This window comes from uncultured Flavobacterium sp. (assembly GCF_963925185.1).
GTDB lineage: Bacteria > Bacteroidota > Bacteroidia > Flavobacteriales > Flavobacteriaceae > Flavobacterium.
In genome coordinates, this window is sequence record NZ_CAWURC010000001.1 from 1 (window position 1) to 15,412 (window position 15,412).

10 protein-coding genes are annotated in these 15,412 nt (G+C 36.5%); 4 read left to right on the forward strand and 6 right to left on the reverse strand.

Annotated elements, in window-relative coordinates:
• Positions 1–378 precede the first annotated feature (378 nt).
• From AABM59_RS00005 to ilvA, 4 genes are all read left to right on the forward strand, one after another.
• Positions 379–888, forward strand: coding sequence for a thioredoxin family protein (locus AABM59_RS00005; RefSeq protein ID WP_338406923.1), 510 nt, complete (start codon positions 379–381; stop codon positions 886–888).
• Positions 889–1,418: 530 nt separating this feature from the next.
• Positions 1,419–3,167, forward strand: a complete 1,749-nt coding sequence (gene ilvB, locus AABM59_RS00010; RefSeq protein WP_338406924.1) for a biosynthetic-type acetolactate synthase large subunit — start codon at positions 1,419–1,421, stop codon at positions 3,165–3,167.
• A gap of 32 nt (positions 3,168–3,199) precedes the next feature.
• Positions 3,200–3,787, forward strand: coding sequence for an acetolactate synthase small subunit (ilvN, locus tag AABM59_RS00015; protein WP_338406925.1), 588 nt, complete (start codon positions 3,200–3,202; stop codon positions 3,785–3,787).
• A gap of 12 nt (positions 3,788–3,799) precedes the next feature.
• A complete protein-coding gene (gene ilvA, locus AABM59_RS00020; RefSeq protein WP_338406926.1) occupies positions 3,800–5,044 on the forward strand; it encodes a threonine ammonia-lyase IlvA in 1,245 nt (414 codons plus the stop codon).
• Positions 5,045–5,236: 192 nt separating this feature from the next.
• Here ilvA and AABM59_RS00025 read toward each other — a convergent pair whose 3' ends face one another.
• The 6 genes from AABM59_RS00025 to hydA form a co-directional block, all read right to left on the reverse strand.
• Entirely contained in the window at positions 5,237–8,278 is a 3,042-nt protein-coding gene (locus AABM59_RS00025) for an aminotransferase class III-fold pyridoxal phosphate-dependent enzyme (protein ID WP_338406927.1), read from the reverse strand.
• A gap of 560 nt (positions 8,279–8,838) precedes the next feature.
• On the reverse strand, positions 8,839–10,074 hold the full coding sequence (locus tag AABM59_RS00030) for a M20 family metallo-hydrolase (RefSeq protein WP_338406928.1): 1,236 nt from the start codon (positions 10,072–10,074) through the stop codon (positions 8,839–8,841).
• Positions 10,075–10,284: 210 nt separating this feature from the next.
• The gene (gene preA / locus AABM59_RS00035; protein ID WP_338406929.1) at positions 10,285–11,553 is read right to left on the reverse strand and encodes an NAD-dependent dihydropyrimidine dehydrogenase subunit PreA; all 1,269 of its coding nucleotides are present in this window, start codon (positions 11,551–11,553) and stop codon (positions 10,285–10,287) included.
• A gap of 52 nt (positions 11,554–11,605) precedes the next feature.
• Entirely contained in the window at positions 11,606–12,946 is a 1,341-nt protein-coding gene (locus AABM59_RS00040) for an NAD(P)-dependent oxidoreductase (protein WP_338406930.1), read from the reverse strand.
• A 126-nt stretch (positions 12,947–13,072) separates the two neighbouring features.
• Positions 13,073–13,939: a nitrilase-related carbon-nitrogen hydrolase gene (locus AABM59_RS00045; protein ID WP_338406931.1), complete on the reverse strand. Its 867-nt coding sequence runs from the start codon at positions 13,937–13,939 to the stop codon at positions 13,073–13,075.
• An 87-nt stretch (positions 13,940–14,026) separates the two neighbouring features.
• Positions 14,027–15,409 carry a dihydropyrimidinase gene (hydA, locus tag AABM59_RS00050; protein ID WP_338406932.1) on the reverse strand — a complete coding sequence of 461 codons (1,383 nt, stop codon included), beginning with the start codon at positions 15,407–15,409 and terminating at the stop codon, positions 14,027–14,029.
• Positions 15,410–15,412: the final 3 nt, after the last annotated feature.

Below are 15,412 nucleotides of genomic sequence, written 5' to 3' on the forward strand. Positions count from 1 at the left end.
AATGAATTATTATAATTTTTGAGTTTTTTATTAGTAACAAATATGTGATTATCTATATTAAAAACGGATTGGCAGAAAAAACAAAAGTGTTTCATGTTATTATTTTGAATTAGTACCTAAATTAGTAACTACACCTTAAAAAAACCTATCCAATTTAAAGGTTTAAGAACTATTTGTATGGGTTTCAAAACATTTTGTTTTGGAACCCTTTTTTTTAAGTTTAACATAATCCCGGGACATCCTTTTTCTTGTCTATCTTTTTGAAGATAATGCGCATAGTAATAGAAAAAGAAAAGAAATCAGAAATTAAATAAGAATTTTATTATTATCTAATAAATTAAGTTGTACCCCATTAACGAATTATAAATTAAAATTATTATGAAAAATTTAAAACACTCTTTTTTTGTTATAATATTAAGTATCAATGGTATTATAGCACAAGATCTGCCAATACCAAATAATATAAAATTATATGATCCAACAAGTGATGCCAAAGTTGAAGTTACAAATGCAGTAAAAAAAGCAAAAAAAGAAGGTAAACACGTGTTTTTACAGATTGGAGGAAACTGGTGCGGATGGTGTCTAGCGTTTGATAAAAAAGTAAAGTCAAATGACACACTACGAACTGCTATGGAGAAAAATTTCGTGGTTTATCATGTGAATTATAGCAAAGAAAATAAGAATTTGGATGTTCTAGCTTCGTTAGGATTCCCTCAGCGTTTCGGATTTCCTGTATTCGTGATTTTAGATGGTGAAGGAAATAGAATTCATACTCAAAACAGCACGAATCTTGAAGAGGGAAAAGGGCATTCAACACAAAAAACATTAAGCTTTTTTAACAATTGGTCCCTATCGGCTATTGACCCAAAAGAGAATAAAAATTGGTGAAGCGCTTAGCTAAAATTAAAGTATCCTGTTTTTTAATGTTTGGTTTTAGGGATAATCTATAGTGTTAAAAACAGTATTGAATGAATTATTATAATTTTTTGAGTTTATATTGAATAACAAATAGGTGATTGTCTATTTGGAAAACGGATCGGTTGAAAAAATAAAAGTGTTTTTATATTATCATTTGAGTTCATTTAAAAACGGCACTCTAAAAAGCCTATCCTAGTTAAGGATGTAAGAACTATTTGTATGGGCTCCAAGACATTTATTTTTGGAGTCTTTTTTTACGGAAAGTCTTGGGTGAAATTTTCGTTTTATTAGGATGATCCAAAAAAAAGTTTTTTAAAATGTACGCGCTGTCAAATTGCCTAAACCAGTTTCACTTATTGAAATATATTCAAAAAAATATGATTCGAAAACTGTTGTGTGTTAAATTAAAATAATCGCTATTGGTCTTTCTCAAAAAATTAGAAAGGTCGTTTTCTTGTCAAAAAAACATTTGGAACTTATAAAAATACAATAACAAAAAAATGAAAAAATTAGAGCTTCCTCTAAAAGAAAATTCAAAGATTCGAGTAATTAGTACAACGGGTAGTTTTGCGGTTATTGACGCTATACTATCTGAAAAAGTCGATACTGTTTTTGGCTATCCTGGAGGCGCTATAATGCCAATTTATGATGCGTTATACGACTTCAAGAATAGACTAAATCATATCCTAGTCCGTCACGAACAAGGGGCAATTCATGCTGCGCAAGGTTATGCACGTGTGAGCGGAAAAACGGGCGTTGTTTTTGCGACGAGTGGTCCCGGAGCTACAAATTTGGTGACAGGCCTGGCAGATGCCATGATTGATTCTACTCCGTTGGTTTGCATTACGGGTCAAGTTTTTGCTCATTTGTTAGGGACCGATGCTTTTCAGGAAACCGACATCATCAACATCACAACACCTATCACCAAATGGAATTACCAAGTAACTGCTGCTTCTGAAATTCCAGAGGCAATTGCCAAGGCTTTTTTTATAGCCAAAACAGGTCGGCCGGGCCCCGTATTGATCGACATTACCAAAAATGCCCAATTACAATTGTTCGATTACAAAGGATATAGACAATGCATACATGTGCGAAGTTACCGAGCCAAACCAATTGTTCGCAACGAATATATTGTGAAAGCGGCAACTCTTATCAACCAAGCCAAAAAGCCATTTGTGGTTTTTGGACAAGGAGTTATACTGGGTAATGCCGAAAAAGAATTTATATCTTTTATAGAAAAAGCAGGATTGCCCGCCGCTTGGACAATAATGGGAATGAGCGCTATTCCTACTGATCATCCATTAGGGGTGGGTATGTTGGGCATGCATGGGAATTACGCGCCAAATTTTATGACAAATGAATGCGATGTTTTAATTGCTATAGGCATGCGATTTGATGATAGAGTTACCGGAAGATTAGACAAATATGCAAAGCAAGCGCAAATCATTCACGTGGACATTGATCCTGCCGAAATTGATAAGAACGTCTTGACGACTCATTCGGTATGGGGAGACTGCAAAGAAACATTACCTCTACTAACTCTATTGGTGGAGAAGAAAAAGCATACTGAATGGCTTCATGAATTTAAAGTTAAAAAGGAAAAGGAAAACCTAGTAATCATCCAAAAAGAATTGAATCCTGCAGAAGGAGGTTTGACAATGGGAGAAGTAATCAATGTTCTTAACGAACTTACAAACGGTGATGCCGTAATAGTAACCGATGTGGGGCAACACCAAATGATAGCGTGCCGCTACGCAAAACAAAACCAAACTAGAAGCAATATTACCAGTGGTGGATTGGGAACAATGGGGTTTGCGCTTCCGGCTGCTATAGGAGCCAAGTTTGGCGCTCCTGAAAGAGAAGTTATTGCTATTATGGGAGATGGTGGGGCCCAGATGAACTTGCAAGAATTAGGAACCATTATGCAATTTAAACCCAATGTAAAAATCATCATTCTTAACAATGGTTTTCTTGGAATGGTGCGCCAATGGCAAGAACTTTTTCACAAAAAAAGATATTCGTTCACCGATATTAAAAGTCCTAATTTTGTACAAGTTGCCAAAGCATATGGCATTAAAGGAAGACAACTAGTTCACCGGAAAGAATTAAAAGATAGTCTAAAACAAATGTTGAACCACCCAGGTGCCTTCTTACTGGAAGTGGCTGTAATTCACGAAGACAATGTTTTTCCAATGGTCCTGCAAGGAAAAGGTGTTGCGGAAATTATATTGAGTAAAGAGGAAATCTAGCGTTAAGTTATCAATAATATCTATAACAAAAAATGAAACAAGAATATACCTTAACCATCTACACCGAAAATCAGGTAGGCTTAATCAACAAAATAGCTATAATGTTTTCTAGAAGAAAAATTAGCTTAGAAAGTTTTACTACATCCCCTAGTGAAATCGAAAAAATATACAGATTTACAATCGTTATCAGAGAAACGGAAACGGTGGTTAAAAATTTGGTGCGACAAATAGAAAAAATTGTAGATGTTTTTAAATGCTATTGCAATACAAATGACGAAATTATTTGGCAACAAATGGCATTATACAAAGTTCCAACAGCTATCATTGTGAGAGAGGTAAAGGTAGAACGATTGCTTAGAAAATACGGGGCCAAAGCGGTAGTGATTCGGGAAGATTATACTGTGTTTGAAGCTACGGGTCAAGACGAAGAGATAAATAATTTGGTTTCAGAACTAGATAGATATGGCCTCATTGAGTTTGTAAAAAGTTCCCGAATAGCTATTATCAAATCGAGTGAAGGTATCCACCAAAAAGTACTAGATATGGAAAAAAATGATCCCTCAAAAAAACCTATAAATAACGAATTTTTGAATCATAAAAGTATGATTTTTGAAATGTAATAAAACAAGTACATGACTATATTTGAAGGAGTGTTAGCTGCAAAAAAACAATTACAAGGTATCGTCTCAGCTACCCCATTAACAGAGAACCTAAATCTATCGGATGAGTTTGCCGCAACTATTTTACTAAAACGGGAAGATTTACAAATTGTTAGATCCTACAAAATTAGAGGGGCTTACAATAAAATGAGTTCCCTTACGGAAAAGGAGAAAAAACAGGGTATAGTATGCGCTAGTGCGGGAAACCATGCTCAGGGAGTAGCCTATTCTTGTAATTTGCTAAAAATAATGGGCAAAATCTACATGCCAAAACCTACCTCAAAACAAAAGATAAAACAAGTCCAGTTATTCGGGAAATCATTTGTCGAAATTGTACTTATAGGTGACACTTTTGATGATGCTTATGAAAAGTCTATAGAAGATGTTCAAAAAAACAAAAAGATTTTCATTCATCCTTTTGACGATGTCAATGTAATTGCTGGTCAAGGTACGGTAGGTCTGGAAATTTTGGAATCATTTACCGAATCAATTGATTATGTATTTGTTCCAATTGGCGGTGGTGGTTTGGCTTCTGGACTTTCGGAAGTTTTTAAACACCTGAGTCCAAATACAAAAATCATTGGAGTAGAACCCGAAGGTGCACCATCTATGAAAACTTCAATTAAAAACGGCATAAACACAACATTAAAAACCATTGATAAATTTGTGGATGGTGCGGCGGTAAAAAGAGTAGGTAATATAACTTTTGAAATTTGCAGAAAGAATCTGGACGATATTATTTTGGTTCCCGAAGGCAAAGTTTGCACCACAATTTTACGAATGTATAATGAGGAAGCCATGGTTGTAGAGCCTGCTGGCGCTTTGACTATTGCCGCTTTAGATTTTTACAAAGATGAGATAAAAGACAAAAAAGTTGTTTGTATTGTTAGTGGAAGTAATAATGACATTGAGAGAACCGCTGAGATAAAGGAACGATCGTTGTTGTACGAAGGATTAATGCATTATTTTATGATTCAGTTTCCTCAACGTCCAGGGTCTTTAAAAGAATTTGTAAATGAAATTCTTGGTCCCGATGATGATATTACCTACTTCCAATTTGCAAAAAAAAACAGCAGAGAGGTTGGTCCTGCTGTGGTAGGGCTGGAGTTGAGAAATAAAAATGACATCTCGATTATCAAAACCAAAATGGTTAATAAAGGATTTGACTTTAAATACCTCAACGAAAAGCAAGATTTGTTCACCCAATTAATAGGATAAACAAGAATTTATAAAGTGAATTATTGTTGCAACTCCGAGTAATAGTGAGGCTTAACGAGTCTTATCGTTAATTTGTTAAGACTTTTTATGTTAACTTCTTGAAATATTTTGGAGGCACACGTCTTTGTGTTAGGAAATACGAAAAGAGGGGTGGTTAATACGTTTGAATAAAAACGCTCCTTTGGTGAAAATTTAAAATGCGTTAGGATAGGATTTCATGAAATTTTCCGCAAAAATAGTTCTTAAATAAAAAACCAATTCTTCCGCATTTTCTTTTGTGAATACAATTGGGGGTTTTATTTTTAAAACATTGTGGTCGAGTCCATCTATGCTCATTAATATTCCGTGATCTTTCATTCGGTTTGCTATATATTCGGTTTGAGTTGCCAAAGGCATCATTTTAGCATCTACTAATTCAATCCCAAGAAACAAGCCTTGGCCACGAACGTCTCCAATAATAGGAAATTCAATGGCGATTTTTTTTAATTCAGATTTTAAAAACTCCCCGACATTTAAAGCGTTTTCCTGTAATTTTTCTCGCTTAACCGTTCGTATGACTTCGGCGCCAATTGCGCAAGAAACGGGGTTGCCGCCAAAAGTGTTGAAATATTCCATTCCGTTCGCAAATCGATCGGCCACTTCTTGTGTACAGGCAACTGCCGCTAGCGGATGCCCGTTTCCTAAAGGTTTCCCTATGGTAACAATGTCTGGCACTACATTATGAAGCTGAAAACCCCAAAAAGATTTTCCCATTCTGCCACAACCGGTTTGAACCTCGTCTGATATACATATTCCTCCAGCTGCGCGAACTAATTGATACGATTTTGATAAAAATCCTTCCGGTAATTCTATTTGACCACCACAACTAATTATGGGCTCAATGATGAAACCCCCAACGTTTCTTCCTTTTTTCTGGATTTTAATTATTTGCTTTTTTACTTCTTCTGCATACTTTTTCGCTGTGTTTTTCCCTCTGTGTTTTCCTCTAAAAGCATCCGGTAAAGGGAAAATATGGGTGTGATCGGGAGTTCCTGCCCCCCCTTTTCCGTCAAATTTATAGGAACTGATGTCAATGCAGCTGTTTGTGTTGCCATGATACCCAACTTCCGAAGCAATAATGTCTATTTGCCCCGTAACTGCTTTTACCATTCTAATTGCTAATTCGTTCGCTTCACTTCCTGAATTCACAAAATGAAGCACGTTTAATTCTGCTGGTAAAGTTTCAATTAATTCTTTGGTAAGTGCATTGATGTTTTCGTGTAAGTATCTTGAATTAGTATTGATTAAAGCCATTTGTTCCTGCCCGGCTTTTACTACCGAATATTTTTCATGACCTACATGTGCAACATTATTTACGGTGTCTAAATACTTTTTTCCATATTGATCCATTAAATATTGGCCTGCACCACGTACCATTTTTATTGGTTGTTTATATTGTAGGCTTAAACTTTTCCCTAAATGTTGTTTTCTGTAAGCTATTATTTTATCATTAGAATTGATTTCAATTTGTTCCAGTCCGCGTGCTTTAAATAAAAAGTTGGGGTTTGGGCAAATGCTCTTCCAAACCTCCATTTGATTGTGAAATGCAACACCTGGAAAATCAATTTCATAATTTAACAACGATAGCGTCACTTGAAAATGTAAATGAGGAACCCAATTACCATTTTCGTTCTTTTTACCTAAATATCCCAGACACTCCCCTTGTTTAATCTTATCTCCCTTTTCTTTATTTGAAACACTTTCCGTGCTTAAATGGCCATAAAGCGTATAAAATGTAAAGTCTTTGACTTCGTGTTTTAAAATGATAAGCCCGCCATATTGTTTATTGCCGAAATTGTTATAAGAAACCACTACTTCTCCATCAATTAATGCATGAACCGGAGTTTCGTTTGGAAGCCAAAAATCAATTCCCAAATGGATTGTTCGGCTTTCTCTTCCGTTATTTCCAATTTTATCAAATGCTGTTGAGGTGTATAACGGTCGTGGTTCTAAATAACCACCCGCAATTATTTTTGATGTGTTTTCTGATTGTAATTTTATGATTTTATATTCGAAGAGTTCTAAATCATTGAAGTCGTTAAAGTGTCCAATCCACTTGCTTGAAACACTTAAATCTAATGGTTGGATTTTATTTTTTTGGATTGTTGGAAATAATTCATTTAGGCTAAAGTTATTTTTAACCGTCCAATTAATGAACTTGTTTTCGTTAGGATGTGCTGTAAATTTGCACGTTTCCCTAAAACTATAATGAGCATAATCCGCGCTTATTTTAAACCATTTTTTTAAGACTTCCCATGCGGGTTTTTCACTTACTAGCAAATAGGTATTGTCGGGTTCTTTAGTTTTGTTAATCGCGGATTTTGTTAGGGAAATCACTAATCGCATTGCAATAGCGTTATATAGATGCGCTAATTCACTTTCGAGCAATGGAAACTTGGAGTGATATCCTTTAATAATTGGTAAAGCCGCGTCTAATGGTTCGTTATGGCGCATCATTGCATACGCACAAGCAACGGCTAAATCATTAATAATTTGAGTATAAACAGCGTCGCCAAAATCAATAATTGCTTTTACTTTTGGTTGTATTAAATCTTCGGTTACAATAATATTGTTTTCATTTGCATCATTATGTACAACTGATTTTCTAAGTTTAGAATAGGTGGTTTGTGATGTTTCAAATCTATTTTGAAAAAAGGAAATTATCTCTTTTTCTTTTTTATTAAATAAACAAATGTGTTCCTTTGTCCAAAGGGACTGTGCAATATCCCAATCAAGTTCGCGGTGTGCTTCTTCGTGAACAAATCCTTTTAAAGCGTTTGTTAGCAATCCACATTGTTCGCCCAAACTAAATCGTAAATCATCCAATTGTGGGTTCACATCATTCCAAATTCTTCCAGAAACCCAGGTTAATAATCTAACTTTTCGCTGGTTTCCCCATTCGTCTTTTATTTCTGAAATGAAGTTTCCGTTTACCTCTTTTACAATTTTAGGAACGATGAGATTTGAGTTGTTCTCTTGAATAAACTGCGCCAATTTTTGCTGAAAATTAAGGTATTTTTCATTTTCATTTGGTCGAGAAACTTTTAGAACATAGCTTTCTCCTATTTTGGTTTTAACCCTAAAATTAAAATCAATTTCGCCGGGAAGAGGTGTTGCAACTCCTTTTATTTGATATAGCTCAGAAATAATGTTTTCTGCTTGCTGTGCTTTTATTGTTAGGCTATTATAGTTCATCTGTATAGGTTCATTAAAAGCATTGTAATAGGGTTGAAAAACAGATTAGAGATATTAATTTTGCTAATAAACAGAGGGTTTTATTTTCTTATTAAATTAAATGTAAATTGTTTTTTGGACTAAAAAATTGGTTCTTTCGAACCCGCCAAATATAAGTATAAACGGTGAATTTGAATCTTGATTTACGAAGCTAATGAAATAAACTATTGGAAGCTTGACTTTTTCAATTTTAACAATTGGTTTTTTTTTCAATCTTATTATTCTGTTTCCTGAGTTAAACCTTGCAAAAGTATAAACTTAGAATCGTCAACAACAAAACGAACTAATTTTAACCCTTTAGTTTAGGATTAAGTACGGTAGATAGAAACCTCTTTCAATGGGATAAAAAAGTAGAGGAGTTGTCAAATACGACAGCTTTTTTAGCTTCAGCCTTGTAGTTCCAATCTTAGAATAGGATTCCCTAAACTTTTGATCTGGGCTAGGTCCCCGGCGGGGCTACTAAAATTAAAAGACCGTCGTTGCTGATGGTCTTTTTAGGTAATTTTGAGCCTCTATTTTAGTTATTTCTTCAATATCTCTAGAACAGTTCCTAATAAAACATTGGCCCCTAAAGCCAGATCTTCATTAGAAGAATATTCTAATGGATTGTGGCTAATTCCATCTTTGCAACGTACGAAAATCATTCCGTAATCGCAAGCATAAGACAGCGCTAAAGCATCGTGAAAAGGTCCGCTCATTAATTCTGGAGTGTCAAGATGCAATGTTTCACATTCATTGTGAATGATTTTCTTAATCCAATCGGCGCAATAACGGGGTTCGCTGTTAGTGTCTTCTGATATTTCGAAAGTCAATTGATGTTTTTTAGTAATGGTTTCAATACGGTCACGAAGTTGTTTTTCGTAACGGTTTCTTCTTTCTAAATCAATATCCCGTAGGTCGACTGTAAAGGTGACTTCTTCAGGAATAATATTTCTCGAAGCTGGGAAAACATTTAGAGTTCCCACGGTTCCTACAGTTGGGGCGCCCGGAATTTGTGTGGCAATTTCATTGACCGCAATGATTATTTCGGCTGCGCCAACTAAAGCGTCTTTTCTGATTGGCATTGGTACCGAGCCGGTGTGACCCGCCATTCCCTTTAATTTTACCGTCCACCACAAAGGTCCTGAAATTCCCGAAACTACTCCAATTGGTTTATTAGCCATATCTAAAACAGGGCCTTGCTCAATGTGTAATTCGAGAAAGCAAAAAATACTCCCCGGTTTGTATTGTGATGCTGCAAATTGTGTTGTGTCGCAACCAAAATCTTTTAGTGCTTTTTCTCTTGTTATTCCATCTTTATCGGCACGTTGTAATTCGCCTTTTTCGATTTTTCCTAAAATACCTCGTGAACCAAACAGTCCTTTGTTAAAACGCCAGCCTTCTTCGTCGGCAAAGGAAATGACATCAATGCTACGTTCGGGAACAATGCTGTTTTCGGTTAATGTGGTTACTGCTTCAATAGCGCATAAAACACCCGCAACTCCATCAAATCTCCCTCCATAGGGTTGGGAATCGAGATGTGAACCCATCATCAAAACGGGTAATTCGGAGTTTTTCCCTTCGAGTCTTCCTACCAGATTTCCAAAATTATCTATGCGGGTGCTCATTCCTGCTTCCTTCATCCAAGAAGAGGCGAGTTCAAATCCTTGTTTTTCCAATTCAGTGTGAGCTGGACGACAAGTGCCTGTTTCGCCAATTTTACCAATTAGGCTCATTGCTTCGAAATGGCTTTGTAGTCGAGTAGCGTTTATTTTCATTTTATAATTTTCAAGTGTTAACTAAATATTTATATTACCTGTACTATAGGGATTACATCGCTTGTGTTTTCATTTGGGTTCAGTGAACTTCGTTTGAAGTGAAACCTTTTTTTTACAAAAAGTATTTCAACCGAGCCTTGGGTGATAAACAAAAAAGAATGCAAAATAAAAGCTCGGTCCCAAGTTTTTACGAAGGGTCAAGCCCCTAAATTAATGATCGTTCAAGGGTAATCCCTGTGCTTGCCAATCTTTCCAATTCAAGTATTCTGGTGCTACACGATGTTCTTCCATCGTGATGCATTCATCAACAGGACAAACGAGTTTGCATAAATTACAGCCCACACATTCTTCCTCTTTAATTGTATAATTGTTGTGGGGAATCAGTTTTTCGATACTGATAGATTGGTGCGAGGTGTCTTCGCAGGCAATGTAACACAGCCCACAATGAATGCATTTGTCTTGATTTATTTTGGCAACATGATGGAAATTAATGTCTAAATCTTCCCAATGTGTGATTTTTTCAACCGCTTTTCCAATGAATTCGTCTACGGTTTTATATCCTTTTTCGTCCATCCAATTGTTCATTCCTTCGCACATATCTTCGATAATTCGGAAACCATGCGTCATCACTGCGGTGCAAACCTGAACATTACTGCTGCCCAAAAGCATAAACTCAACAGCATCTCTCCAGGTGCTGACGCCTCCTATTCCTGAAATAGGAACTCGGGAAGTGATCGGATCTTGTGCAACTGTAGTTAGCATTTTTAAGGCAATTGGCTTTACGGCTGGACCGCAATAACCACCAAAAACACTTTTTCCAGCCACATATGGATTTGGAATTAAGGTGTCTAAATCAACGCCGGTTACGCTTTGTATGGTGTTGATTAAACTTAAAGCATTTGTTCCGCCTTGAACTGCGCCTCGGGCTGTTGGTACTACTGAGTGAACATTTGGGGTTAATTTTGTTATTACAGGAATTGTTGATTTTTCCATAACCCATTCTACTACCATCCTGGCAATTTCAGGATCTTGACCCACTGCCGCTCCCATTCCTCGTTCTGTCATTCCGTGAGGACAGCCAAAGTTTAGTTCGAATCCCATTGCTCCAGCATCTTCGCATTTCATTATTAGTTCGTGCCAAGATTTTCGGTCATTGTCTGCCATTAATGAAACAATCATCGCTCTATCGGGAAACATTTTTACGACTTCGGTAATTTCACGAAGGTTAATTTCTAAGGGTCTATCGCTGATAAGTTCAATATTATTGAATCCCATCATTCGTTTTCCTCCATAATTAATCGAGGAGTATCTGGAAGAAACGTTCTTTACTTGTGAGCCAAGAGTTTTCCATACTACTCCTCCCCAGCCCGCTTCAAAAGCACGAATCACATTTATTTTTTTATCTGTTGGTGGAGCGCTTGCTAGCCAAAAAGGATTTGGTGATTTTATTCCTAGAAAATTTGATGATATGTCTGCCATAATGATTGTTTTAAATGTTGGATTATAAATTTAGAATAGTGGTTTTTAGTTTTTATTTAAAAATGAAGTTTAAAATAGCTGCTGCGCCATCTTTTCCAGCCTGAACAGCGTCGACCACTTCTTTTCCTCCGTTGACACAATCGCCTCCAGCAAAAACTCCTTTTAGATTAGTAACCGATGCATCTTCCACTTTAATTTTTCCTTTGTTGTTTTCGATTTGGTTGCTTTTTACTAGGTTTTCAAAGGGCATTTGTCCCGCGGCTTTAATTAGCATATCAACATCCATAGTAAAGGTTTCTCCAGAAGTAATTGGGCTTCTTCTGCCACTAGCGTCGGGCTCTCCAAGTTTCATTACGTCACAAACCAATTGAACAATTTTTCCTTCTTTGCCAAGAACTTCTTTTGGCGAAGCAAGCCAAATAATCGCACAACCATCTAGTTTTGCTATATTTAATTCGTGTTCAGTACAAGGCATCTCCTCTTGTGTTCTTCTGTAAATCAAGGTAACTTCTTTGGCTCCTAATCTTTTGGCTTGGGTCGCAGCATCAATGGCTGTCATTCCCATTCCGACAACAGCAACTTTATCTCCAACTTTTATTGATGAAAAATCATTGGTTCTTAATTCATAAATAAACTTGATAGCATCTACAACACCGGTCAAGTTTTCCCCGGGAATTTCCAATTGTCTGGCCAATCCTACTCCAAATGCTAAATAAACTGCATCATATTTTTGCTGTAATTCTTCTATGGAGATGTCTTTGCCTAATTCTTGATTGTGTTTTATTTCGATTCCGCCAATTGATGTAATATAGTTTACTTCGGCTTCGCAAAATTCCGGGGTTACTTTATAGGCGGCAATTCCATAGGTCATTAATCCTCCTCCTTTGTCTTCTTTTTCATAAATAGTAACGTCGACACCTTCTTTGCTTAAACCATGTGCACAACTCAATCCTGCGGGACCAGCACCAATTATAGCAACTCTTTTTCCTGTTGCGGGTTTTCTTTTGAATAATTGCCAGTTGTTTTTTATGGCAATTTCTGTGGAGTAGCGTTGTAATTTGGCGATAGAAATTGGTGTTTCATGCATAAAATTATAAACACAAGAACCTTCGCACAGTTTTTCAACGGGACACACTTTGCTGCAACCAGCTCCCATAATATTTGAAGATAAAATGGTGTGGGCTGATCCTTTTATATTATCAGTAGTTATTTGCTTGATAAACTTTGGAACGTTAATTGACGTAGGACAAGCCTTCATACAAGGCGGGTCATAACAAAATAAACATCGATTGGCTTCTATTAAAGCAGCGTCTTGTGTTTCGAATGGAGGATGAATATCCGTGAAATTTTCTTGATATTCTGGGGTGGTTAAGTGATTGTTTTTTATAGACATAGTTTGGTTTGTAAAAATAAATTTTTGGTTGATATTTGAGCCGTCAAAAAATTAAGAAACAACAAAAAGTTAATTCCCTTATTATTTTAATAGTTTAAAGTTAGTGTTTTTTGTTTTGTTGTTTTATTATGGCGCTACAATTTCATCATACGTTTCTGGTCGTCGATCTCTGAAAAATTGCCATTTGCTTCTTACCTCTTCAATTAAATCCAAATCGAATTTAGCGACCAACAATTCGTCTTTGTCTTCAGAAGCACAAGCGAATATTTCTCCCCAAGGATTCACAAAATAAGAGGTTCCGTAAAATCGTCCTAAGTTCCATGGTTTTTCAATTCCAACACGGTTGATGCAGCCCATAAAATATCCGTTGGCGACAGCGTGAGCTGGTTGTTCTAGTTTCCATAACGATTGTGATTGCCCAACAGTTGTTGCGGAAGGATTGTAAACAATCTCGGCTCCATTCAATCCCAAACATCTTGCGCCGTCAGGAAAATGGCGGTCATAACAAATGTAAACGCCCACTTTGGCATACTTGGTTTGAAAAACAGGATAACCCAAGTTTCCGGGTTTGAAAAAGAATTTTTCCCAAAACCCCCCTGTTTGTGGAATATGGTTTTTTCGGTATTTCCCTAAATAGGTTCCGTCGGCATCAATAACAGCCGCAGTATTATAGAGAATTCCGGTTTGTTCTTTTTCATAAACCGGTACGATAATTACCATGTTGTATTTTTTGGCATAGACTTGCATCCTTTCGGTTGTGGGTCCAGGAACTGTTTCTGCCGATTCATACCAAGCCCTGTCTTGTCCCGGACAGAAATAAGGCGTGTTGAAGATTTCTTGAAAACACAAAATTTGGACGCCTTGTCTTCCGGCTTCCTCAATATATGGAATGTGTTTTTGAACCATCGCTTCTTTGATTTCTTCGATAGTTCCTTCGCCTTCAGTTTTGGCTAAACTCAATTGGATTAGTCCTGATTTTATTATTCTTGGCATAATATTTTTGTTTTTAAACCATTAAGAAATTAAGGTTCATTAAGATTATGATAAATTAATTTTTGAAATTGTCATTGATATTGCAATTTATATCTTCCCTTCCACTTTGTTTCTCTTAACAAATTGTCCGTAGCCTTTAACAACTTTACATTCATTATTATCAATAACAACTTTACCGCGCAGCAAAACGGTTTTTACTTTTCCTATTACTTTCCACCCTTCGTAACCGCTGTAATCCACATTCATGTGATGGGTTTTAGCTGACAATGTGTGTTTTTCGTTGGCATCAAAAAGAACAATGTCGGCATCGCTGCCAATGGCAATTGCTCCTTTTTTTGGAAACATCCCAAAAATTTTAGCGGCATTTGTACTAGCAATTTCGACATATTTATTCAAGGAAATTCTTCCTTTATTCACGCCTTCGCTGAAAAGTAATTCCATCCGGTTTTCGATGGCGGGATGACCGTTTGGGATCTTGGAAAAATCGTCAATTCCCATCAGTTTTTGTTCCCATTTAAAGGGACAGTGGTCTGTTGCGACTACTTGAACTAAGCCTTGATTTATTCCTGCCCAAAGTGTAGCTTGATCTTTCTTTTCGCGCAATGGTGGCGACATTACCCATTTTGCACCTTCGAAATTTTGTTCATATAGGGAAGCGTCCAAAATCAAATATTGGATACATGTTTCCACAAATACTTTTTGGTTTCTTTTGGTTGAATCCCGAACAGCGTTCAAAGCGCCTTCGCAAGTTAAATGCACAATATAACCTGGACAACCTGTGTAGTTTGCCATGTTGGCAAAGCGTCCACTAGCTTCGGCTTCCGTAACTTCGGGTTGTGACAAGTAATGATATAAAGGCGAAAGTTTTCCTTCGGCTCTGTGTTTGGCAATCAAATAATCAATCATATCACCATTAGTAGCGTGAACATTAATTAATCCGCCATGTTTTTTTACTTCCTGCATCAATCCAATCATTTGGCGGTCGTCAATCATCAGCGCGCCTTTGTAGGCCATAAAAGTTTTGAAAGAAGTAATGCCTTCCTCTTCAATAAAATGTTTGATTTCTTTCTTGGTTTCGTTATTAAAATCAGTAACTGCCATATGGAAACTATAATCACCCACGGCGTTATTGTCGCTTCGGCCTTTCCATTCTTGCAGGGCTGATTGCAAACTTTTACCTTGAGTTTGTAAAATAAAATCAATTACAGTTGTGGTCCCTCCATATAAAGCGGCGCGAGTTCCTGTTTCATAATTATCACTGCTGTAGGTTCCCATAAACGGCATGTCGAGATGCACGTGAGGATCAATTCCGCCGGGCATTACTAGTTTTCCTGTCGCGTCAATTTCTTGATCGGCTTTCATGGATAAATCTTTACCAATGGCTTTTATTATCTCTCCTTCTATGAAAATATCCGCCACATAATCATCGGTGGCTGTAATGATTCTTCCGTTTTTAATTAAAATGCTCATAGC